This window comes from Stenotrophomonas sp. 109824_Sma, from assembly GCF_056480025.1.
In genome coordinates, this window is the sequence record NZ_CM151078.1 from 3,674,976 (window position 1) to 3,695,985 (window position 21,010).

The window sequence follows — 21,010 nt, forward strand, 5'->3', positions numbered from 1 at the left end:
CAGGCGGGGGGATTAGGTGGAATGCGTGCGGAGCCCACGGTTTGCGCAGCAAATCGTGGGACGTAGCGCAGGTGGAGATTAAATCTCCACCTGCGCGCCGAGTTCCACGAGGCGGTTGCCCGGAATACGGAAGAAGCCCGTGGCCGGGGCGGCGTTGCGATGCATCAGCGCGAACAGCTTGTCACGCCAGATCGGCATGCCGCGGTTGGCGGTGGCGACGATGGTCTCGCGGCTGGCGAAGAAGGTGGTGTCCATCGGGTCGAAGTAGATGCCGCCGTGGTCGCACGAGCGCATCAGCGCCAGTGGCACGTCCGGGGTCTCCATGAAACCGAAGCGGACGTAGACGCGATAGAACTCGTCGCCCACCGATTCGATCTTCAGCCGCTGCCCTTCCATCGCATACGGGATCGGCAGGGTTTCCACGTGCAGGAACACGTTGCGCTCGTGCAGCACCTTGTTGTGCTTGAGGTTGTGCATCAGCGCGTGCGGGGCCACGGTCGGGTCGGCGGTGAGGAACACCGCGGTGCCCGGCACGCGTACCGGCGGCGCCAGCATCAGGCCCGGCAGGAAGGTGTCCAGGCGGATGCCGTCCTTGCGGATCTCATCGCGCAGCAGCTCGCGGCCACGGCGCCAGGTGCGCATCATGGTGAACAGGAAGATGCCCAGCACCACCGGGAACCAGGCGCCCTGCAGCAGCTTGGCACCGTTGGCGATGACGAAGCCGAGGTCGATGATGAAGAACACCACGCACAACGGCAGGATCCACTTGCGGGCCTTCGGCCACAGCGAGCGGGCCACCAGGGCCAACAGCAGGGTGTCGATCAGCATCGTGGCCGACACCGAGATGCCGTAGGCCACGGCCAGGTTCGACGAGCTGCGGAAGGCCAGTACCAGGCCGATCACCATCACCGCGATACCCCAGTTGATGCCGGGGATGTAGATCTGGCCGATGGTGTCGTGCGAGGTGTGCTTGATGCGCATGCGCGGGATGTAACCCAGCTGCATGGCCTGGCGCGAGACCGAGAACGCACCGGTGATGACCGACTGCGACGCGATCACCGCCGCCATTGTGGCCAGGATGATCATCGGGTACAGCGCCCACGGCGGCACCGCCTCGAAGAACGGATTCTTCAGCGCTTCGGGGTGGTTGAGCACCAGTGCGCCCTGCCCCAGGTAGTTCAGCACCAGGCACGGCAGCACGAAGAAATACCAGGCGTGGCGGATGGGTTTGGCGCCGAAGTGGCCCATGTCGGCGTACAGCGCCTCGCCACCGGTCACCGCCAGCACCACCGCGCCAAGGATGAAGATGCCGTGCCAGCTGTGCTCCATGAAGAAGCGGATCGCCCACCACGGGTTGAAGGCCTTCAGCACTTCCGGCGCGTCGACGATGTTGTAGATGCCGATCGCGGCCAGCGAGATGAACCAGACCGAGGTGATCGGGCCGAACGCCTTGCCGATCTTTTCGGTACCGAAGCGCTGCGCGGCAAACACCATCAGCAGCACCACCACGGTGATCGGCACGATGAAGGCATGCAGGCCGGGCGCGGCCACCTCCAGGCCCTCGACCGCGCCAAGCACGGAAATCGCCGGGGTGATCACGCCGTCACCGAAGAACAGCGAGGCACCGAAGATACCGAGGATGCCGACCACGTAGGCCGAGCGCGACCCGTTGCGCAGCGTGCGCTGGGTCAGCGCCATCAGCGCCATGATGCCGCCCTCGCCGTCATTGTCGGCGCGCATGATGATGGTCACGTACTTCAGCGTGACCACGATGTTCAGCGCCCAGAACGCCAGCGACAGCACGCCCAGCACGGTGTCATGGTCACTGTTGAGCCCGTAGTGCGGCGAGAACGCCTCCTTCAGGGTGTACAGCGGGCTGGTACCGATATCGCCGAAGACCACGCCGATCGCACCGATGATCAGCGCCATGCCTCCGGCGGGAGGGGCGTGACCGTGGCCGCCGGGGGCAGCTGCGTGCGGGGTTTGACTGCTGGACATGGGACTCCTGGCGAAGCTCAGGCGGTTCGTTGAGGGAAAGGGAGGCGGGTCAGCGCAGCGCCGACTGCAGCGCCTTGCGGATCACGGTGGCCACTTCGTCGCCTTCATTGAAGGCGTCGCGGGCCATGCGTGCCGCTTCGGCCGGCTTGTAGCCCAGCTGCTGCAGGGCCACGGTGGCATCGGACAGCGGATCGGCCGGCGCCGGGCCACTGCCGGTGGGCAGCGCGCCGCCGGCACCGAACTGGGCGGCGCGGTCACGCAGCTCCAGCACCATGCGTTCGGCGGTCTTCTTGCCGATGCCGGGGATGCGGGTCAGCGCGGTGATGTCGCCGGCCTGGACCATGCGCGCGAACTCCTCGACGCTGACACCGGACAGCACGGCCAGCGCGATCTTCGCGCCGATGCCGCTGACCTTCTGCACGTCGCGGAACAGGCGCCGCTCACCCTCGCGCAGGAAGCCGTACAGCGAGACGCTGTCTTCCTTCTGCGAGTAATGGGTGTACAGGGTGACCTCGCGGCCGAGCTCGGGCAGGTCGTAGAAGGTACTCATCGGCGCCTCCAGTTCGTAGCCCACTCCGTTCACGTCCACCACCAGCCACGGCGGCGCCTTGTAGGCGACGATGCCGCGCAGTCGACCGATCATTGCGTGCAGCTCCTCATTTGCGGCCCCACGCCTGGCGGGCACTGAGCCCCAGGCGGTTGGCCGTCGCCCTTACGTGGGCATGGGTGATCGCCACCGCCAACGCGTCGGCCGCGTCGGCCTGCAGCTTGGTTTTCAGGTTGAGCATGAGCCCGACCATGTGTTGAACCTGTTGCTTTTCGGCGCCACCGCGCCCGACCACTGCGAGCTTGATCTCGCTGGCGGCGTATTCGTGCACCGGCAGGTCGCGCAGCACCACGGCCGAGATCGCCGCGCCCCGGGCCTGGCCCAGCTTCAGCGCCGAATCGGGATTGCGGGCCATGAACACCTTTTCGATGGCCACTTCATTGGGCTGGTATTCCCGGCACAGGTCAGCCAGGCCCAGCACCAGCAGCTTCATGCGCTGCGGGAAGTCGTCGGCACCCAGCAGCACCAGCGGCTGGTGGTGCACGTGGCTGACGCGGCCGGTGGCGTCGACATCGATGATGCCGACCCCGGTCCGCTGCGAACCGGGGTCGATGCCGAGGATGCGGGTCATGCGGCACTCCTGGCGGGGCGGAACGGGGTGCGCTGGCAGGCGTATGGGCTCATGACTGTCCGCGGTGACCGTTCAACGGCCCGCGCCCAGGCCGTCGAGGACGGCTCAGGCGTAGGCGTCGGCGCCGAGTTCGGCGTTGGAATACACGTCCTGCACGTCGTCCAGGTCTTCGAGCATGTCGAGCAGCTTCTTGACCTGCAGGGCGACGTCGCCTTCGACCTTGATGTCGTTGTCCGCGCGGAAGGTGACCTCGGCGTGGTCGGCGACATGGCCGGCGGCGGCCATTGCGTCCTTGACCGCGTTGAACGCGTCAGGGCTGGTGACCACGTCGATCGAGCCGTCGTCCGGGTAGACCACGATGTCATCGGCGCCGGCCTCGATGGCCGCTTCGGTGATGGCTTCCTCGTCGGCACCCGGGGCGAAGCTGAGCACGCCCAGGCGCTTGAACATGAAGGCGACCGAGCCTTCGGTGCCCATGTTGCCGCCGCACTTGCTGAACGCATGGCGGACATCGGCCACGGTGCGCACGCGGTTGTCGGTCAGGCAGTCGACGATCACGGCAACGCCACCCGGGGCGTAGCCCTCGTAGCGGATTTCCTCGTAGTCGACGCCTTCCAGTTCACCGGTGGCCTTCTTGATGGCGCGCTCGATCACGTCCTTGGACATGTTCACGGCCAGGCCCTTGTCCACGGCCACGCGCAGGCGCGGGTTGTTGTTGGGGTCGCCTCCACCGCCGCGCGCGGCCACGCCGATCTCGCGGATGATCTTGGTGAAAATCTTGCCGCGCTTCGCGTCGGACGCGTTCTTGCGGGCTTCGATGGAGGGGCCTCTACCCATGGGTGCTACCGTCTGGCTGCTTCAGGATCAAGGCGCGGATTCTACCTGATCGGGCGCTGCAACCGTGTCTAGGGCGGAGGGATGCTGCCAGGTCATGCCCGGCGTAGAGCGTGCGAACCAACGGTTCGCACCCACCGAGGCAGGCCGGTCGCACCTACTCAATCATGCGGCGGCGGCGTCGCGGCCGTGGTCGAACTGGCCGTGGCGCAGGAAATGCGCGGTCTGCCGCGCGGCATCGGGCGACACCACCAGGCCACTGTGGCTGGTACGCACCACGCAATGGTCGGCCAGGCCCGGCAGGCGGGTCTCGGCCAATGCCACGGTGCCATCAGAGGCATCGTCGATCGCCCCCAGCAGGCTGCCCAGCCCATGCGGTACCGAGCCGGCGATCAGCCCGACTTCGGCCTTGCCCTGCCAGTCCGGCAGGCCATCGAGCAACAGTTCGCTGCTGCGGCCCAGCGCCAGGCCCCACCCGTGCTCGGACAATGAACGCGCAGTGCCGCTGCCGCGCAGCGGCGAGCCCAGGCAGACCACGCGCTGCACGTCCAGCTGCGGCTGGCGGCGCAAGGCCTCCAGCGCGAGCAATCCGCCCAGGCTGTGACCGACCAGCGACAGCGGTCCGGCATCGGCCAGGCGTTCCAGCAGCTGCGGCACGGCCACGTCGGGGCCACCGAACACCGAGGAATAGCCGAACGCGTGCACCTGGAAACCACGCGCGCGCAGGCGCCAGGCCAGCGGCCCGACCCAGGCACGGGCATTCCAGATGCCATGCAGCAGCAATACGGGGGGAGTCATGCAAACAGCCTGGCGGTCAGCGGGGCAGGAACGTGAGGTGATTGAACACGCGCGCGCAGCAAGCGGCGGTGAACGTCAGGCCGCGCGCGGCGCGCGGCGCAGGATGAATTCGAGGTCCTGGGTGTCACCGACCGGGAACAGGTACTCGCCGGCCTTCTCGAAACCGTAGCGGGCGTAGAAGCGTTGCGCGCCGAAGTTCTCCGACCACACGCCCAGCCACAGCGTGCGCGGGCCTTCGTGTTCCAGCCAGGCCAGCGCGGTTTCCAGCAGGCGGCTGCCCCAGCCGCAGCTCTGCTGCGTCTTGATCAGGTACAGGCGCTTGAGTTCGCCGTCACCGGGTTTCACATCCGGATGCGGCAGGCCACAGGGGCCGGCGGCGGCGTGGCCGACCGCCTCCCCATCCAGTTCCAGCAGCCACACCGCGTAGTCCGGGTGGGCCAGGATCACGCGCTGGCGCTCGACCGTGTAGGCCTCCTCGAGGAAGGCCTGCAGGTCCTGCGGCGGATACAGATGGCCGAAGGTTTCGGTGAACGTGCGCGCGGCCAGCGCCGACAGGGTCGGCGCGTCGTCCACAGTGGCGCGGCGGATCGAATACATGCAGGAAGTTGACGTCAGGGCGAAGCGCGGGTCAAGCCTTTTCAGACGATTCCGCTGCTTCTTCCTCGTCCTCTTCCTCGTATTCCTCTTCGTCTTCGTCCTCTTCTTCCTCGCCTTCCTCGTCCTCGTCGTACTCTTCCTCTTCGTCGTCCTCGTAATCCTCGACGCCGAAGTCTTCACCGTCCCAACGGCCTTCGCCGTCGGCGACGAAGGTCAGGGCCATCGCCGCCGGGTTGGTACCGACGCGGACCAGCCAACCACCGAACACGCGTGCACGCTCGGTGACCAGGGTGGCCTCGGAGCCTTCATTGCCCAGCTTTTCCCACTCCAGCGAAAACGCAAACTCGGTCATTGCCTGGATCTCCTGATCAGTTGGTCTTGGGGCGAACCTGGATGTGCACTTCGGCCAGCTGCGTATCGACGATCGGCGACGGCGCGTCGGTCATCAGATCCTGTGCACCGGTGGTCTTCGGGAACGGGATGACGTCGCGGATCGATTCGGTGCCGGCCATCAGCGCAGCGATGCGGTCGATGCCGAAGGCAATGCCACCGTGCGGCGGCGCGCCGTAGTTCAGCGCGTCGAGCAGGAAGCCGAACTTGGCGCGGGCTTCCTCGGCACCGATGCCGAGCAGCTCGAACACCGCGCTCTGCATGTCCGGACGGTGGATACGGATGGAACCGCCGCCGATTTCATTGCCGTTGAGCACCATGTCGTAGCCGCGCGAGACGGCGGTACGGGCATTGGCGCGCAGATCGGCGATGTCGTCCACGGCCGGTGCGGTGAAGGGGTGATGCAGGGCGACGTAGCGCTGTTCTTCCTCGTCCCACTCGAACATCGGGAAGTCGGTGACCCACAGCGGGGCCCAGCCGTCGGCGACCAGGCCGAAGTCCTTGCCGGCCTTCAGGCGCAGCGCGCCCATGAAGTCGGAGACCTTGTTGTAGCCACCGGCGCCGAAGAACACGATGTCGCCGTTGCCGGCGCCGACGTGGGCCACCAGCGCAGCGAAGGATTCCTCGCTGAAGAACTTCTGGATCGGCGAGCTGACTTCGCCGTTGTCGGCGATCTTGATGTAGGCCAGGCCCTTGGCGCCGTACTTGGCGGCATGCGCGGCGTACTCGTCGATCTGCTTGCGGCTCAGCGACGCACCGCCCGGGATGCGCAGCGCGGCGACGCGGCCTTCGGCATCATTGGCCGGGCCGGTGAACACCGGGAACTCGCTGTCCTTGACCAGCTCGGCCACGTCGACCAGCTCCAGCGCGATGCGCAGGTCCGGCTTGTCCGAACCGTAGCGACGCATCGCCTCTGCCCAGGTCATGCGCGGGAAGCTGGCATCCAGCTGCACGTCGACCACTTCCTTGAAGATGGCGCGGATCATGTCTTCGACGAAGTCCTGCACGTCGCGTTCGCGGACGAAGGCGAACTCCATGTCCAGCTGGGTGAATTCCAGCTGGCGGTCGGCACGCAGGGCTTCATCGCGGAAGCAGCGCGCGATCTGGTAGTAGCGGTCGAAGCCGGCCACCATCAGGATCTGCTTGAACAGCTGCGGGCTCTGCGGCAGGGCGTAGAACTCGCCCGGGTGCATGCGCGCCGGCACCAGGAAGTCGCGCGCGCCTTCCGGAGTGGCCTTGGTCAGGATCGGGGTCTCGATGTCCTGGAAGCCCTTTTCGTCCAGATGGCGGCGCAGCGCCTGCACCAGCTTGATGCGGGTGCGCTGCATGCGCTGCATTTCCGGGCGGCGCAGGTCCAGGTAACGGTACTTCAGGCGGGTTTCCTCGCCCGGGTTCTCGTGGGCGTGGAACGGCAGCGGCGCGGCCTTGTTCAGCACGGTGATGGCGGTGGCGATCACTTCCACCTTGCCGGTGCGCATCTTGTCGTTCACCGCGTGGCGGGCGCGCACGACGCCTTCCACCTGCAGCACGTCCTCATAGCCCAGCGACGCGGCCACGGCGAACACTTCGGCGTTGTCGACCTCCACGGTCACCTGCACGATGCCTTCATGATCCCGGAGATCGATGAAGCAGACGCCGCCCTGGTTACGGGCCACGTCGGTCCAGCCGGCGAGGGTGACAGTCTGGCCAATCAGGGTCTCGTCGACCAGGCCGCAGAAGTGGGTACGCATTGGGGGGAAGCTCCGCTGGAGAACGCCGGCACCGGATGGGGGCCGGAAAGCCTCGTATTCTGCGGCCGAGGCCCCGGCCGGGGCAAATCCGGCCAGTCACACCGGCTTGATCGCCCCCTTCCCAATAGTCAGGCACCTGCCACCGTATGGGATGCCGCCATGAAACCGCTGTCCCTGGCCAGCCTGGCCGTGACCCTGAGCCTGGGCACCATCGCCACGCTCGCCCTGCCCTCCGCCCCGGCCGCCGCGCAGGACGGGGTGATCCGCTGCGAGAGCCAGAACAACCGCGAACGGGTCTGCAACACCGGCTGGCGCAATGCGCAGCTGGTCCGCCAGCTGTCCGGCAGCGCCTGCGACGAAGGCCGCACCTGGGGCAGCCGCAATGGCAGCATCTGGGTCACCAATGGCTGCCGTGCCGAATTCGTCGAGGCCCGTGGTGGCTGGGGCGGCGGCAATGGCGGTGGCTGGGGAGGCAACAACGGCCGGCCCGGCGAAACCATCCGCTGCGAAAGCCAGAACAACCGCGAGCGCAGCTGCCCGGTCGGCTGGCGCAATGCCCGGCTGGTCCGCCAGCTGTCCGGCAGCCCCTGCAACGAAGGCCGCACCTGGGGCGTGCGCAATGGCGCGATCTGGGTCAGTGGCGGCTGCCGCGCCGAATTCGCCGAGGCCCGCGGCTGGGGCGGTAGCGGCGGTGGTGGTTGGGGCGGCGGCAACAGCAACTACTCGATCACCTGCAGCAGCAACAACAACCGCACGCAGAACTGCGACTGGGATGAACGCCAGGGTCGGCCGGTGCTGCAGCAGCAACTGTCCGGCAGCGCCTGCCAGGAGGGCCGCAGCTGGGGCTACGCACGCGGCCAGGTGTGGGTGAGCAATGGTTGCCGGGCGCGCTTCGGCGCGCGCTGAGTGCTGGTTTGAGCATGGGGTCGGATCCCTGGCCGACGGCCAGGGCTCTGACCCCGGTCAGGTATCCCGCATCCACGCATGGCATGGATCTACTGGGAATTTTTCCGGGCTCGGAGCCCTCCTCGGGAGGGATCCGACCCCGGGATCAGGGTGCGGGCGCCTTCTCGTCGCCCCACGGTGCGGGGGGCAGGTCGACCGGCTTGCTCAGGTCGAACTTCACGCGGAAACGGCGGCCCTCCGGGCGCGTCAGTTCATAGACGAAGGTCTGGTCGGGGTCGATCTCCATCGCCCAGGTGTTGTGCGTGGAGGCCAGCATGTCGGCACGACGGAACATCGCCACCGAGTCGGCGTCGGCCGGGAACTGCTGGCGCTCGGCGGTGCCCGGTGGCGTGCTGTCACCGCCGTAGAGGGTGATCGCATCCGCGCTGCCATCCTGATGGCGGTGATCGTGCTTCAGGCGCAGGCCGTTTTCGGTGCGGGTCAGCACCCAGGTGCGCGAGTGGTCATCCCCCACATGGAAGGGAATCCGCAATTCATGGGCAGGATCGGCACAGCCGCGCACATGCATCACCAGGCGCTGGCCGGCGAACGGGTCCTTGCCGGTCGGTGCCGGCGTGTCCTCCACCACCCGGCCCTCATAGGCCTGGCCGCAATGCGCGGCGATGGCGGCCACGAAGGCATCGGCCGGTGCGGTCGCCAGATCATGGGCGACCGTATCGGAACGCTGCGAACAGGCAGCGAGGCTGAGCAGGAGGGCGGAAGCGGTAACAACGGCAGGCAGTCTCATGCCCCAACCCTAACCACCCGGGCCGGAGCACGCAAACCGCGCGGACCGGCCACGTCACCTCAGGGGTGCAGCCAGACCTCGCAGCCACCCAGCTCCTGCTTCTGGCCACCGGCGGCATAGCGGCGGGTGATCTCGGCCAGCCATTGCACGCGCTCGGGGCTGCTGCCCAGCTGGTTGGGGCAGTTGACCAGTGCGGCCAGCGGCAATCCACCCAGTGCCGCGTCATCTGCAGCCAGCGATGCGAGTACGTCGTCCGATGCCCAGTCCGGAATCATCACGGCGCGGCGGCCGGAGAAATACGGCAGTTCGGAGGACCAGTCCTGTCCGAATGCGATCACCACGCCCTGCGCCGTCGTACCGGCGCGGATGACATCGGCGATCTGCGAAACCGGTGTCGGCTGGCGTGCTTCCTTGATGTCCTTCAGCGACTTCACCAGGCCAAAGCCCACCGACAGCACGCACAGGAAGATCGCCAGGGCGACGCCACGGCGAGGCTTGCCCGCCGCTTCGGCCGCCAGCACCGTCGACCACAGCACCAGGCCGATGATCGAAGTGGCGAACACGATGTTGGCCGCCTGGTAGTAGGGATGGGCGATGTGCAGGTTGGTGAAGACCAGGAACGGCGCCAGGTAGGCCAGCAGCAGGATCCCCACCGCCACGCGCGTGCGCTTCTGCCACAGCCCGGCGATGACGAAGATCAGGAAGATCCAGTTGGAGCCGATCGCACCGGAGAAGCGCTTTTTGAACACGGTGCCCCACCAGGTGGCCGGATCCAGGCGCTGCTGCAGGGTGCCGTAATTCCACGCGGACAGCGCATCGGAGGTGATCTGCCGGCCCAGCGCCGACTGCGCCTTCAGCGCGTCGGCATGCTGCAGCCACAGGCTGAGCGTGGCCAGCACGGCAAGTGCGGACAGGCCACCCCAGAACAGCAGGCGCCAATGCTGCTGCAGCCACTGCGGACGCCAGCCATGCTCACGCAGGGCCAGCCACAGGAAGGCCAGCGCAACGAACGCGGCAAAGCCGAAGAACGAGGTGACCTTGATGGCCGCCGACAGCACCGCTGCGACAATGGCGACCAGGCCTATCCATGCGCGCGGCTGGCTGCGCAGGCGCGCCATCGCCCAGACGAAGAGCAGGCCGAAGAACACGGCGCTGGACTCCATCATCACCGAGCGCCCCCAGAACTGCGCGTACGGCGAGACGGCAAAGGCGCCGGCCACGCACAGCGCCAGCGTGCGGTCAGGGCGCCACGCCAGCAGCGTGCGGTAGACCAGCCAGATGCAGCCGACATGGAAGACGGTGGAGACCAGCCGCCCGCTGTTGTCGGCACTCATGCCGGTGATGCTGGACAGCAATGCCGCCAACCACTGGTAGAACGGGAACTCGAATGGAATCGACCAGGGTGCGCCCAGCACCGGGGTCACGTAGTCCAGCCAGGGGCCACCGCGCAGCAACCAGTCGATCGACAGTGCAGTCTGCGTCTGCCGGAAACCGGAAGCATCGACCGGTGGCATTGACCAGCTGCAGACCAGCAGGATCAGCAGCGCGACCGCCGAAAACCACAACAGGATCTTGCCCGGCAACAGGCTGCGGTCTGGGTTGCTTTCCTGGGTCACGCCTGTTGCTCCTGACTGTGGCCGCCCACGACAGGGCGCGCTTCACGGGCGCGCAGTGTCTGTGTTGGCGCACGCGAGTGCAAGCCGCTGCGCGCGGCTGCGGCTCAGCCCTGCGGTGGCAGCGGCGCCTTCAGCGGCGCGGCGTGGATGACTTCGGTGGCCGCGACCGGCGCGGACTCGCCCTCGCCCGCCGGTTCCTGCTCCACCGGATCGACGTCGAACGGCGTGCGGAACACCAGCGACGGCAACAGCGTGGTCAGTGCGGCATACAGCAGCAGCGCGCCGAACAGCACCGCCGGAATCTGGAAACGCTCGCGCATGATCGCCGCCAGCACCAGGGTGAAGATCAGGGTCGGGGCCAGCGCCAGCGAGACCCGCAGGCTGCTGCGGAAGCTCTCGCCGAACATCACCCGGCGCTGCAGCCAGACCACGCCGATGCGCAGCGGCAGCACCACCAGGGTGATCACGATGCCCAGCCCCAGCGCCTCGAAGCTGAGCGCTTCACTGGGCACCTTGGTGCCGGCGTTGAAGAAATAGAACGGCACGAAAAACGAGGCGAACAGGCGCAGCGCATGCAGGTTCTCGTGCGAGGCCAGCAGCGGCATGCGCTGGTGCAGCAGGCGCGCGACCAGGCCGGCGATGAAGGCACCGACCAGGTAATACACACCCAGCAGATAGGTGATGTACGCCGCGACCATGCCGACCATGACCAGCAGCGAGAACTCCGAACCCGGCGCGTGCGGCGCCACCCAGCGGCCCAGCGCGATGAACAGCAGCGGCAGGCCGACCATCATCGCCAGCAGGGCCAGGCTGGACAGCGCCATGTGCCCCGGGTCGCCGGCCTGCAGCACGATGAACAACGCCGCCAGCGCCAGCAGTTCGCCGGCGATGGCCTTGCTGGTCACCCAGAACCGCTCGTCTTCGCTCAGGCCCAGCCGCGACAGCGAATCCATGATGAAGCCGGTGGAGGGCGTCAGCAGCGCCAGCGCCAGCAGCCCGGCGGCCTGCCACGGCAGCCCCGCGTAGCGCCAGGCCAGCCAGCCCACGCCGAACAGCGTGCCGGTACGGATCACCAGGTGCGCCAGCAGCGGCCACATGCCACGGCGCAACGCCTGCAGATCCACTTCCAGGCCGGCAAACAGGAACAGCGAGGAAATGCCCAGCGTGGCCAGCAGACCGATCACCGCGTCGTGTGCCTGGTCGCCCAGCCAGAGCATGCCGATGATGCCGAACAGCAGGCAGGTCAACGGCGCCGGCAGGCTGAAGCGCTGCAGCGCGCGCGGGATCACCAGCAGCGCGAAGATCAGCAGCAGGTAGATCAACTCATGGCTCATCGGGGTCTTCCGTGGGGTTCGAACGCGCGCAGGATGCGCGTGCCCGACCGATCCGGCAAGCCATTTTCGAATGACCCCGGTTACCTCATCCGATCATCGCATCGGCCAGCGCCCCCACCCGTGCAAGCACCGCTGCACGCTGATCGTCATCGACCGATGCGCCCTGCAGGTAGGCGGTGACCACCCACGCCGCGCCGCCCGCATGCGGCCACAGCACGGCGATGTCGTTGCGCGTGTCATCACCGTTGCTGCCGGTCTTGTCCCCCACCCGCCAGCGCTTGCCCAGCCCGGCGCGCAGGCAGGCATCGCCGGTCTGGTTGTCGATGAGCCAATCGGCGAACTGCTGGCGCGATGCCGGCTGCAGGCCATTGCCCACCGCGAAGCGGGCCAGGCTGGTGGCCATCGCGGCCGGGCTGGTGGTATCGCGCGGGTCTCCTTTCGCGAACAGATTCACGTCCGGCTCGTTGCGGTCATTGCGGGTAACGCTGTCGCCCTGCCCGCGCAGGAATGCCGTCAGCGCCGACGGCCCGCCCACCACGTCCAGCAGCAGGTTGGCCGCGGTGTTGTCGCTGGTGGTCAGCGTGCCCCGGCACAGGTCGCGCACCGTCAGGTCCTTGCCCACATGGCGGCGCGCCACCGGGGCGTAGGACAGCAGATCCTGCTCGGCGATGGGCACACGGGTGTCGAGCGAAACGCGGCCTGCATCGGCAAGGCTCAGCACATGGGCAACCAGCATCGACTTGAACGTGCTGCACATCGGGAAGCGCTCGTCCTGCCGATGCCCGCCGATGCGACGGCCATTACCGGTGTTCAGCACGGTGACGCCCAGGCGGCCACCGCTGGCTTTCTCCAGCGCGGCGAAATCGGCGGCGCCGGCAATGGCGGCGTTCGCGGCGGGTGTGCCGGACGAAGGGGCAACAGCTCGCGCCAACGCCGGGGCAAGCAGCGAGGAAGCAACGGCAGCACCACTGAACTGCAGGAATCGGCGACGGGCGAGCATAGGGGTTCTCCTGGTGACCGCTCGATTATTGGCGCCTCCACTGCAGCCGACCAGCGCGAAAAATCAAGGCAAGCCATAAGTTGAATTCATACCTGTCGCAATCAACTCATTGAGATTTACGAAATTCCTCAGTGAACGGGTAGGATCAGCCATCACCCTGGCTCACGGCTTTCCGATGCTGCACCCGACCCTGCCGCTGAACGCGCTGCGCGCTTTCGAAGCCGCCGCCCGCCACCAGAACTTCACCCGTGCCGCGCTCGAGCTGTGCGTCAGCCAGGCCGCGCTGAGCCACCAGATCCGGGGGCTGGAGGACCGGCTCGGCATCCGCCTGTTCCATCGCCTGCCGCGCGGCGTGGCGCTGACCGACGAGGGCGCGGCGCTGTATCCGGTACTCAACGAATCGTTCGAGCGCATCTCGGCCAGCATCGCGCGCTACACCGGCGGGCCGGCCCGCGAAGTACTGACGCTGGGCGTGGTCGGCACCTTCGCCACCGGTTGGCTGCTGCCACGGCTGGCGGCGTTCGAGGCCGCGCACCCGGACATCGAGCTGCGCCTGCAGACCCACAACAACCGCATCGACCTGGCCGGCGAAGGGCTGGACCTGGCGATCCGCTTCGGCGATGGCGACTGGCAGGGCCAGGCCTGCACGGCGATCCTCGATGCGCCGTTCACACCGCTGTGCGCCCCGGCATTGGCGCGGCGACTGAAGCAACCGCGCGACCTCGCCACACTGCCGTTGTTGCGTTCCTACCGCAGCGACGAATGGCCGCGCTGGCTGCAGGCAGCCGGGGTCAGCGGCGTGGAAGCCCGCGGGCCGATGTTTGATTCGTCGCTGACGGTGGCGATGGCTGCCGCCGGGGGTGCCGGCGTGGCCTTGCTGCCCTTGCGCATGTTCGAGCAGGAACTGGCCGAAGGCCGCCTGCTGCAGCCCTTCGGCACCACCCTGGAGCTGGGCCGTTACTGGCTGACGCGGCTGCGCTCGCGCGCCGAGCGCGAGCCGGCCAAGCGCTTCCGCGAGTGGCTGCAGGCGCAGGGCACATAACAAAAAGGGGACGGAGGGGATTAAGTCGTATGTGCACATACGACTTAATCCCCTCCGTCCCCTTTTTCGCGGAGTCAGGACTCCAGCAGCTCCATCCAGGCGGCTTCGGCCTTTTCCAGCTGCGCGGCGGCGGTTTCGCGGTCGCGGCCGATCACTGCCATGCGGGTGGCGTCGGCGTAGTTGGCCGGGTCGGCCAGCTGGCGGTCCAGCTCGGCCACCGCGCCTTCCAGCTCGGCCACCTTGGCCTCGGCGGCAGCCAGCTTGTGCGGGTTCACCGGCTTCTTCTGCACCACCTGCGCCACCGGGGCGGTCTTGACCACCACCGGCTCTTCCACCTGTTCCATGCGCGCCTTGGTACCCTGCGCCTGCGGACGGGTGCGCAGCCATGCGGCGTACGCATCCAGGTCGCCGTCGAACGGCTCGACCACGCCATCGGCCACGCGCCAGTAGGTATCGCAGACCAGGCCGATCAGATGGCGGTCATGCGAGACCATCACGATCGCGCCTTCGAAGGTGGCCAGTGCTTCGGCCAGCGCTTCGCGCATTTCCAGGTCAAGGTGGTTGGTCGGTTCGTCCAGCAGCAGCACATTCGGCTGCTGCCAGGCGATCAGCGCCAGCGCCAGGCGCGCGCGCTCGCCGCCGGAGAAACCATCGACCGGCTCGAACGCGCGGTCGCCCGGGAAGTTCCACTTGCCAAGGAAATCGCGGAACGACTGGTTCGGTGCGTCCGGCGCGATCTCGCGGAAATGCTCCATCGGCGACTGGCCTTCGTGCAGCGACTCCACCGTGTGCTGGGCGAAGTAGCCGATCTTCAGGTCCGGGTGCGCCATGCGCTCGCCGACGATCGGCGCCAGCTCGCCCACCAGGGTCTTCACCAGGGTGGTCTTACCGGCACCGTTGGGGCCGAGCAGGCCGATGCGCTGGCCCGCTTCCAGGCCGAAGCCGACGTTGTGCAGGATCACCGCGTCCTTGCCGTAGCCGGCCTCGACGTGGTTCAGGCGGATCAGCGAGAACGGCAGCTTGGCCGGCGGCGCGAACTCGATGCGGAACTCGCGCTCGGCACGCACCGCTTCGGTGCCGGCCAGCTTGGCCAGGCGCTTCATGCGGCTCTGCGCCTGCGCGGCCTTGCTGGCCTGCGCCTTGAAGCGGTCGATGAAGCTCTGCAGGTGGGCACGCTCGGCCTGTTCCTTCTCGTGCGCGATCTGCTGCTGGCGCAGCTGTTCGGCGCGCTGGCGCTCGAAGTCGGTGTAGCCGCCCGGATAGAGCTTGGCGCCGCCACCGTGCAGGTGCAGGGTGTGGGTGGCCACGTTGTCGAGGAACTCGCGGTCATGCGAGATCAGCAGCAGGGTGCCCGGATACTTCAGCAGCCACTGCTCCAGCCAGTACACCGCGTCCAGATCCAGGTGGTTGGTCGGTTCGTCCAGCAGCAGCAGGTCGCTTGGCATCATCAGCGCGCGGGCCAGGTTCAGGCGCACGCGCCAGCCGCCGGAGAACGAGGACACCGCGCGGTGGTGGGTCTCTGCCGGGAAACCGAGGCCGTGCAGCAGCTTGCCGGCGCGCGCTTCGGCGTCGTAGGCATTGAGCTCGGCCATCTTGGTGTGCGCCTCGGCCACCGCCTCCCAGTCTTCGCGGGCGGTCGCCTCGGCCTCGGCGGCCAGCACCGCGGCCACCTCGATGTCACCGCCGAGCACGAAGCTCAGCGCCGGGTCGGGCAGCGACGGGGTTTCCTGGGCAACGCTGGCGATGCGCACCTTGCCGGGCAGGTCGACATCGCCCTTGTCTGCCTCCAGCTCGCCCTTCACCGCCGCGAACAGGCTGGACTTGCCAGCACCGTTGCGGCCGACCACACCCACCCGGTAACCGGCATGCAGGGTCAGGTCGACATTGGACAACAGCAGCCGCTCGCCGCGGCGCAAGGCGAAATTACGAAGCGAAATCATGGGGGAAGGCGTCCATATAACCGAATGGAATGTGCTGGTGAGCACTGTTCCTGCGACGCAATTCTAGCGTTAACGAATACTTGACGCGCCCCGGGATGCGCGGCGGCCGGCGTTCCTCTCTCCCACGTCCTCGCCGCGCGCCTCCCGGGCCCCCTCCCCGCGAGTGCCGATCCGGGCTAAATGGTTGCTGCTGCAACGTTTTTTCCGATGACCGGCATTTGACAGCCACTGAATATCCCGTTAATTCCTGCTTTGCGCACCGCAACAACCGCCGTCCGCCTCACCCCCGTGATGTCGATTCCGGTGCCGCCCCCGCCAACCGGAGCCCCATCCCGATGACCCGCAAGACCAGCCTGATCGCCGCCGCCGTCGCTGTCGCACTCGGTGGCTCTCCGTTCGTCGCCGCTGCCCAGCAGACCGGCACCGCCGCCAACACCCTGGACACGGTGATCGTCACCGGCACCCGCGTGGCCGACCGCACGGTCGCCGAATCGCAGTCGCCGATCGACATCATCACCCCCGAAGCCCTGCAGTCCACCGGCACCAGCGAACTGGCCACCGCGCTGTCGCGCGCGCTGCCCTCGCTGAACTTCCCGCGCCCGGCCCTGACCGACGGCACCAGCGGCGTGCGCCCGGCGCAGCTGCGCGGCCTGTCGCCGGACCAGGTGCTGGTGCTGGTCAACGGCAAGCGCCGCCATACCTCGGCGATGATCAACGTCAACGGCAGCATCGGCCGTGGTTCGTCGGCAGTGGACATCAACGCGATCCCGATCGCCGCCATCGAGCGCGTGGAAGTGCTGCGCGACGGTGCGTCGGCGCAGTACGGCTCGGACGCCATCGCCGGCGTCATCAACATCGTGCTCAAGGGCAGCGGCAGTGGCGGCAGCCTGGCGGTGGACTACGGCCAGTACTCGGCCGGTGACGGCAACAAGTACCAGCTTTCCGGCGATACCGGCGTCGAGTTCGGCAACGGCCGTGGCCGCGTGCACGTGGCCGGCCAGATCAGCCAGCAGGACGAGAGCAACCGTGCCGGCCCGTACCGCGGCACCACCCCGAACACCGGCAACTACCCGAGCGTCGGCCAGAAGACCTTCATCGTCGGCGACCCGCGCGTGGATGCCACCGCTGCCTCGGTCAATGCCAGCTTCGATTTCAGCGACCGCGTGACCGGCTACGCCAGCGCGCTGCTCAGCAACCGCGACATCACCTCCTTCGCGTTCTACCGCTCGCGCAACCACAACGGGCAGACGGCGCTGCTGGCGCAGACCTATCCGGACGGCTTCGTGCCGGAGATCAACCAGTACTCCAAGGACCGCTCGCTGGTGGCCGGGGTCAAGGGCAACACCGACAACGGCTGGACCTGGGACCTGAGCCTGAACCACGGCGAGAACACCCTCGACTTCCACACCCGCAACAGCATCAACTACAGCCTCGGCGCAACCAGCCCGCGCTCGTTCTACGACGGCACGCTGAAGTACCAGCAGGACATCTTCAATGCCGACCTGACCAAGTCGCTGGACTGGGGCCTGGCCTACCCGGTCACGTTGTCCTTCGGCGGTGAGTACCGCAAGGAGAAGTGGGACCAGAAGCCGGGCGAGCTGAACTCGTACACCGGCAGTGGCGCGCAGGGCTTCGGCGGCTTCACCCCGACCAATGAAGTGCATGCCGACCGCCACAACTACGCGGTCTATGCGGGTCTGGAAGCCGACCTGACCGAGAAGTTCTCGGCTGGCATCACCGGCCGCTACGAGGACTACTCGGACTTCGGCGACCGCTTCTCCGGCAAGCTGTCGGCGCGCTATGCGTTCACCGACAAGGTCGCGCTGCGGGCCACCGCCTCCAGCGGCTTCCGTGCACCGTCGCTGGCGCAGCAGGGCTACCAGGCGGTCACCAGCCAGTTCACCAACGGCGTGTTCGTCGAGCGCGGTACCTTCCCGACCACCAGCCAGGCCGCACAGGCACTGGGCGCCTCGCCGCTGAAGGCCGAGACCTCCACCTCCTACAGCCTGGGCCTGGTGCTGCAGCCGGTCGACCGCCTGTACATCACCGTTGATGCGTATCAGATCGACATCGACGACCGCATCGCGCTGTCATCGAGCATCACCACCAATGCCGCCAGCAGCGCGCTGCTGACCACGCTCGGCCTGCCGCAGGTGACCGCGTTCTCGTACTTCACCAACGGCCTGGATACGCGCACCCGTGGCGTCGACTTCGTGTCCAGCTACACGGTGCCGTTCAGTGCCAGCAGCCTGGAACTGACCGCCGCGTACAGCTACAACGACACTGAAGTGCGCCGCGTCAGCGGCACCCCGGCGGTATTCGGCACGCTGGGCCTGAACCAGTCGCTGATCGGCCGCGATGAGATCGGCCGCATCGAGGACAGCTACCCACGCGACAAGGCGATCCTGAGCGGCACCTGGCGTTCGGATCACTGGGAACTGGGCCTGGCCGCAACCCGCTACGGCAAGTTCACCGTGCGCAACTCGGCCACCGCGCTGCGCGACCAGACCTACGGTGACAAGTGGGTGCTGGATGCCTCGGCCAGCTACAAGCCGAGCAGCAACTGGACGCTGACCGTCGGTGCCGACAACCTGCTGAACGAGTACCCGGACCGCACCGAAGACCTGCAGAACTCCACCTTCGGCATGCTGCCGTACAGCAACTACTCGCCGTTCGGCTTCAACGGCGCGTACGTGTACGGGCGGGTCAAGTACACCTGGTAAGTGGTAGCGCCGGCCGCTGGCCGGCAATCCCCTGGTGGGGTCAGATCCCTTTTCCTGCGGAAAAGGGATCTGACCCCATTCGCATTTAAGGTTTGCCGTATCTGGCCTCATCGGTGAAAATCGGGATACCCCCGATTGCCTGCGAGTGCCGATGCACCATGACACCGACCTGATCAACATCGTTGCCGTTGGCCTCGGGCTCGCCTTCATCTTCGGCGCGCTGGCCAACAAGCTCCGCTTGTCTCCCCTGGTCGGTTACCTGGTTGCTGGCATCTGCGTAGGTCCGTTCACTCCCGGCTTCGTCGCCGACCAGGCGCTGGCCAACCAGCTGGCCGAGCTGGGCGTGATGCTGCTGATGTTCGGCGTCGGCCTGCACTTCTCGCTGAAGGACCTGATGGCGGTCAAGGCCATCGCCATCCCCGGTGCCATCGGCCAGATCGCCGTGGCCACCCTGCTCGGCTGGGGCGTGGCCTCGCTGATGGGCTGGCCCGCCATCCATGGCGTCATCTTCGGTTTCTCGCTGGCCACCGCCAGTACCGTGGTACTGCTGCGGGCGATGGAGGAACGCCGCCTGCTGGAGACCATGCGCGGCAAGATCGCGGTCGGCTGGCTGATCGTGGAAGACCTGGCCTGTGTGCTGGCGCTGGTGATGATGCCGGTGATGGCCGGTGTGTTCGGCCCCGACGCGGCCAAGGAATCGCACTCGCTGGGCAGCGTGCTGGCCGACATCGGCTGGACCTTCGTGCAGCTGGGCCTGTTCGTGGCGGTGATGCTGGTGGTCGGGCGCCGGGTCATTCCGTGGATCCTCGAACGTATCGCCGGTACCGGTTCGCGCGAACTGTTCACCCTGTCGGTGCTGGCGATCGCGCTGGGCGTGGCGTTCGGCTCGGCGATGCTGTTCGGCGTCTCGTTCGCGCTGGGCGCGTTCTTCGCCGGCATGCTGCTCAACGAATCGGAGCTGAGCCACAAGGCCGCGCATGATTCGCTGCCGCTGCGCGATGCGTTCGCGGTGCTGTTCTTCGTCTCGGTCGGCATGCTGTTCGACCCCAACATCCTCATCCAGCACCCGTGGCAGGTGCTGGCCACCGTGCTGATCATCATGTTCGGCAAGTCGGCCGCCGCCTTCTTCATCGTGCGTGCATTCGGCCACCCGACCAGCACCGCACTGACCATCTCGGCCAGCCTGGCGCAGATCGGCGAATTCGCCTTCATCATCGCCGGCCTCGGCGTGGCACTGCAGATCCTGCCGAAGGAAGGCCAGTCGCTGGTGCTGGCCGGTGCGCTGGTGTCGATCATGCTCAACCCGCTGGTGTTCGGCCTGCTGGACCGTTGGCAGGCCAAGCAGGAACAGCAGCCGCAGCCGGCCGAGCCGGAAGAAGCCATCGGCCCGTCGCGTGACCTGAACGCGCACGCCATCGTGATCGGCTACGGCCGGGTCGGCAGCGAGCTGGCGCAGGTGCTGCGGGATCGCGGCGTACCGGTGCTGGTGATCGATGACAACAAGGACCACGTGGAGCGAGCGCATGCCAATGGCATCGCGGCGATCCGTGGCAGCGCCGCCGCCGACCGGGTACTGGCCGAGGCCCATCCCGAGCGCGCGAAGATCGCAGTGCTGGCGATTCCGCAGCCGCTGGAAGCCGGCGAGGCGCTGGCCAAGCTGCGTGCGATCAACCCGGAGCTGACCCTGCTGGCGCGTGCGCACAGCGATGCCGAAGTGAAGCATCTGCTGGAGCACGGCGCCGATGGCACGGTGATGGCCGAGCGCGAGCTGGCGTATTCGCTGGCGGAGATGATCATGTCCACGCCGCCGTACCGGAATCTGGGGCAGCACAGCATTCCGGTGGTGTGAGGGGTGTGCGTGCGGCAGGGCTTGCAGCCCTGCACCTGCCGAGACAACTTCAACTGCAACGGCAACGGCAACGGCAACAGCAAAAGCTGGCATTCCGTGGGATGGCGGGGCGGCTCCGGTTGCAGGGGACGCCGTGAATCCGTCCATGGAGGCTCGGTCGTGCCATCCATGGCGCTCACGCCCCTGCAACCGGACCTACCCCGCCTTCGACAATTTCCTGCGATCTGCAGTAGATCCACGCCATGCGTGGATGCTGTTCGATGAAATGTCGGAATGTTCGATTCCGAT

At 67.3% G+C, this 21,010-nt stretch carries 17 protein-coding genes; 4 read left to right on the forward strand and 13 right to left on the reverse strand.

Annotated elements, in window-relative coordinates; translation table 11 throughout:
• Positions 1–78: 78 nt before the first annotated feature.
• The 8 genes from ACZK1G_RS17350 to aspS form a co-directional block, all read right to left on the reverse strand.
• Complete coding sequence (locus tag ACZK1G_RS17350; RefSeq protein ID WP_014038224.1) at positions 79–1,998, reverse strand: potassium transporter Kup; 1,920 nt, start codon at positions 1,996–1,998, stop codon at positions 79–81.
• Positions 1,999–2,047: 49 nt separating this feature from the next.
• On the reverse strand, positions 2,048–2,641 hold the full coding sequence (ruvA, locus tag ACZK1G_RS17355) for a Holliday junction branch migration protein RuvA (RefSeq protein WP_014648163.1): 594 nt from the start codon (positions 2,639–2,641) through the stop codon (positions 2,048–2,050).
• 13 nt (positions 2,642–2,654) lie between these two features.
• The gene (gene ruvC / locus ACZK1G_RS17360; RefSeq protein ID WP_049442642.1) at positions 2,655–3,176 is read right to left on the reverse strand and encodes a crossover junction endodeoxyribonuclease RuvC; all 522 of its coding nucleotides are present in this window, start codon (positions 3,174–3,176) and stop codon (positions 2,655–2,657) included.
• 105 nt (positions 3,177–3,281) lie between these two features.
• A complete protein-coding gene (locus ACZK1G_RS17365) occupies positions 3,282–4,013 on the reverse strand; it encodes a YebC/PmpR family DNA-binding transcriptional regulator (RefSeq protein WP_014038227.1) in 732 nt (243 codons plus the stop codon).
• 162 nt (positions 4,014–4,175) lie between these two features.
• Positions 4,176–4,808 carry an esterase/lipase family protein gene (locus ACZK1G_RS17370; protein WP_101765958.1) on the reverse strand — a complete coding sequence of 211 codons (633 nt, stop codon included), beginning with the start codon at positions 4,806–4,808 and terminating at the stop codon, positions 4,176–4,178.
• Positions 4,809–4,883: 75 nt separating this feature from the next.
• Positions 4,884–5,405, reverse strand: coding sequence for a GNAT family N-acetyltransferase (locus ACZK1G_RS17375; protein ID WP_014038229.1), 522 nt, complete (start codon positions 5,403–5,405; stop codon positions 4,884–4,886).
• A gap of 31 nt (positions 5,406–5,436) precedes the next feature.
• Positions 5,437–5,757: a hypothetical protein gene (locus tag ACZK1G_RS17380; protein ID WP_049442643.1), complete on the reverse strand. Its 321-nt coding sequence runs from the start codon at positions 5,755–5,757 to the stop codon at positions 5,437–5,439.
• 16 nt (positions 5,758–5,773) lie between these two features.
• Entirely contained in the window at positions 5,774–7,525 is a 1,752-nt protein-coding gene (aspS, locus tag ACZK1G_RS17385; protein ID WP_049442644.1) for an aspartate--tRNA ligase, read from the reverse strand.
• A gap of 159 nt (positions 7,526–7,684) precedes the next feature.
• Here aspS and ACZK1G_RS17390 point away from each other — a divergent pair, with 159 nt between their 5' ends.
• A complete protein-coding gene (locus ACZK1G_RS17390; protein WP_049442645.1) occupies positions 7,685–8,431 on the forward strand; it encodes a DUF3011 domain-containing protein in 747 nt (248 codons plus the stop codon).
• A 145-nt stretch (positions 8,432–8,576) separates the two neighbouring features.
• Here the strand turns inward: ACZK1G_RS17390 and ACZK1G_RS17395 are convergent, their stop codons facing one another.
• The 4 genes from ACZK1G_RS17395 to blaL2 all read right to left on the reverse strand — a co-directional run bounded on the left by ACZK1G_RS17395 (position 8,577) and on the right by blaL2 (position 13,168).
• Positions 8,577–9,218, reverse strand: coding sequence for a hypothetical protein (locus tag ACZK1G_RS17395; RefSeq protein WP_101765959.1), 642 nt, complete (start codon positions 9,216–9,218; stop codon positions 8,577–8,579).
• Between the two features lie 59 nt (positions 9,219–9,277).
• The gene (locus tag ACZK1G_RS17400; protein WP_101765960.1) at positions 9,278–10,834 is read right to left on the reverse strand and encodes an ArnT family glycosyltransferase; all 1,557 of its coding nucleotides are present in this window, start codon (positions 10,832–10,834) and stop codon (positions 9,278–9,280) included.
• Between the two features lie 104 nt (positions 10,835–10,938).
• Positions 10,939–12,168 (reverse strand): cation:proton antiporter, encoded by a 1,230-nt coding sequence (locus ACZK1G_RS17405; RefSeq protein ID WP_101765961.1) that lies wholly within the window; start codon positions 12,166–12,168, stop codon positions 10,939–10,941.
• 85 nt (positions 12,169–12,253) lie between these two features.
• Positions 12,254–13,168, reverse strand: a complete 915-nt coding sequence (gene blaL2, locus ACZK1G_RS17410; protein WP_101765962.1) for a L2 family extended-spectrum class A beta-lactamase — start codon at positions 13,166–13,168, stop codon at positions 12,254–12,256.
• A gap of 175 nt (positions 13,169–13,343) precedes the next feature.
• Between blaL2 and ampR the strand changes: the two genes are divergently transcribed.
• A complete protein-coding gene (gene ampR / locus ACZK1G_RS17415) occupies positions 13,344–14,210 on the forward strand; it encodes a LysR family transcriptional regulator AmpR (protein ID WP_101765963.1) in 867 nt (288 codons plus the stop codon).
• 74 nt (positions 14,211–14,284) lie between these two features.
• Here ampR and ACZK1G_RS17420 read toward each other — a convergent pair whose 3' ends face one another.
• Complete coding sequence (locus ACZK1G_RS17420; protein ID WP_049443063.1) at positions 14,285–16,150, reverse strand: ABC-F family ATP-binding cassette domain-containing protein; 1,866 nt, start codon at positions 16,148–16,150, stop codon at positions 14,285–14,287.
• A gap of 335 nt (positions 16,151–16,485) precedes the next feature.
• On the opposite strand from ACZK1G_RS17420, the gene ACZK1G_RS17425 reads away from it, so the two are divergent.
• Together ACZK1G_RS17425 and ybaL are read left to right on the forward strand one after the other, a co-directional pair.
• Positions 16,486–18,873, forward strand: a complete 2,388-nt coding sequence (locus ACZK1G_RS17425; protein WP_101765964.1) for a TonB-dependent receptor plug domain-containing protein — start codon at positions 16,486–16,488, stop codon at positions 18,871–18,873.
• A 151-nt stretch (positions 18,874–19,024) separates the two neighbouring features.
• On the forward strand, positions 19,025–20,722 hold the full coding sequence (gene ybaL / locus ACZK1G_RS17430; RefSeq protein WP_049443065.1) for a YbaL family putative K(+) efflux transporter: 1,698 nt from the start codon (positions 19,025–19,027) through the stop codon (positions 20,720–20,722).
• Positions 20,723–21,010 lie beyond the last annotated feature (288 nt).

Bases quoted from the DNA above. Each gene is read 5' to 3' on its own strand.
- ACZK1G_RS17370 (WP_101765958.1), bottom strand. From the start codon at position 4,808: ATGACTCCCCCCGTATTGCTGCTGCATGGCATCTGGAATGCCCGTGCC.
- ACZK1G_RS17350 (WP_014038224.1), bottom strand. From the start codon at position 1,998: ATGTCCAGCAGTCAAACCCCGCACGCAGCTGCCCCCGGCGGCCACGGT.
- ruvC (WP_049442642.1), bottom strand. From the start codon at position 3,176: ATGACCCGCATCCTCGGCATCGACCCCGGTTCGCAGCGGACCGGGGTC.
- ACZK1G_RS17375 (WP_014038229.1), bottom strand. From the start codon at position 5,405: ATGTATTCGATCCGCCGCGCCACTGTGGACGACGCGCCGACCCTGTCG.
- ybaL (WP_049443065.1), top strand. From the start codon at position 19,025: ATGCACCATGACACCGACCTGATCAACATCGTTGCCGTTGGCCTCGGG.
- ACZK1G_RS17395 (WP_101765959.1), bottom strand. From the start codon at position 9,218: ATGAGACTGCCTGCCGTTGTTACCGCTTCCGCCCTCCTGCTCAGCCTC.
- ACZK1G_RS17390 (WP_049442645.1), top strand. From the start codon at position 7,685: ATGAAACCGCTGTCCCTGGCCAGCCTGGCCGTGACCCTGAGCCTGGGC.
- ACZK1G_RS17365 (WP_014038227.1), bottom strand. From the start codon at position 4,013: ATGGGTAGAGGCCCCTCCATCGAAGCCCGCAAGAACGCGTCCGACGCG.
- ACZK1G_RS17425 (WP_101765964.1), top strand. From the start codon at position 16,486: ATGACCCGCAAGACCAGCCTGATCGCCGCCGCCGTCGCTGTCGCACTC.
- blaL2 (WP_101765962.1), bottom strand. From the start codon at position 13,168: ATGCTCGCCCGTCGCCGATTCCTGCAGTTCAGTGGTGCTGCCGTTGCT.
- ACZK1G_RS17405 (WP_101765961.1), bottom strand. From the start codon at position 12,168: ATGAGCCATGAGTTGATCTACCTGCTGCTGATCTTCGCGCTGCTGGTG.
- ACZK1G_RS17380 (WP_049442643.1), bottom strand. From the start codon at position 5,757: ATGACCGAGTTTGCGTTTTCGCTGGAGTGGGAAAAGCTGGGCAATGAA.
- ampR (WP_101765963.1), top strand. From the start codon at position 13,344: ATGCTGCACCCGACCCTGCCGCTGAACGCGCTGCGCGCTTTCGAAGCC.
- ruvA (WP_014648163.1), bottom strand. From the start codon at position 2,641: ATGATCGGTCGACTGCGCGGCATCGTCGCCTACAAGGCGCCGCCGTGG.
- aspS (WP_049442644.1), bottom strand. From the start codon at position 7,525: ATGCGTACCCACTTCTGCGGCCTGGTCGACGAGACCCTGATTGGCCAG.
- ACZK1G_RS17420 (WP_049443063.1), bottom strand. From the start codon at position 16,150: ATGATTTCGCTTCGTAATTTCGCCTTGCGCCGCGGCGAGCGGCTGCTG.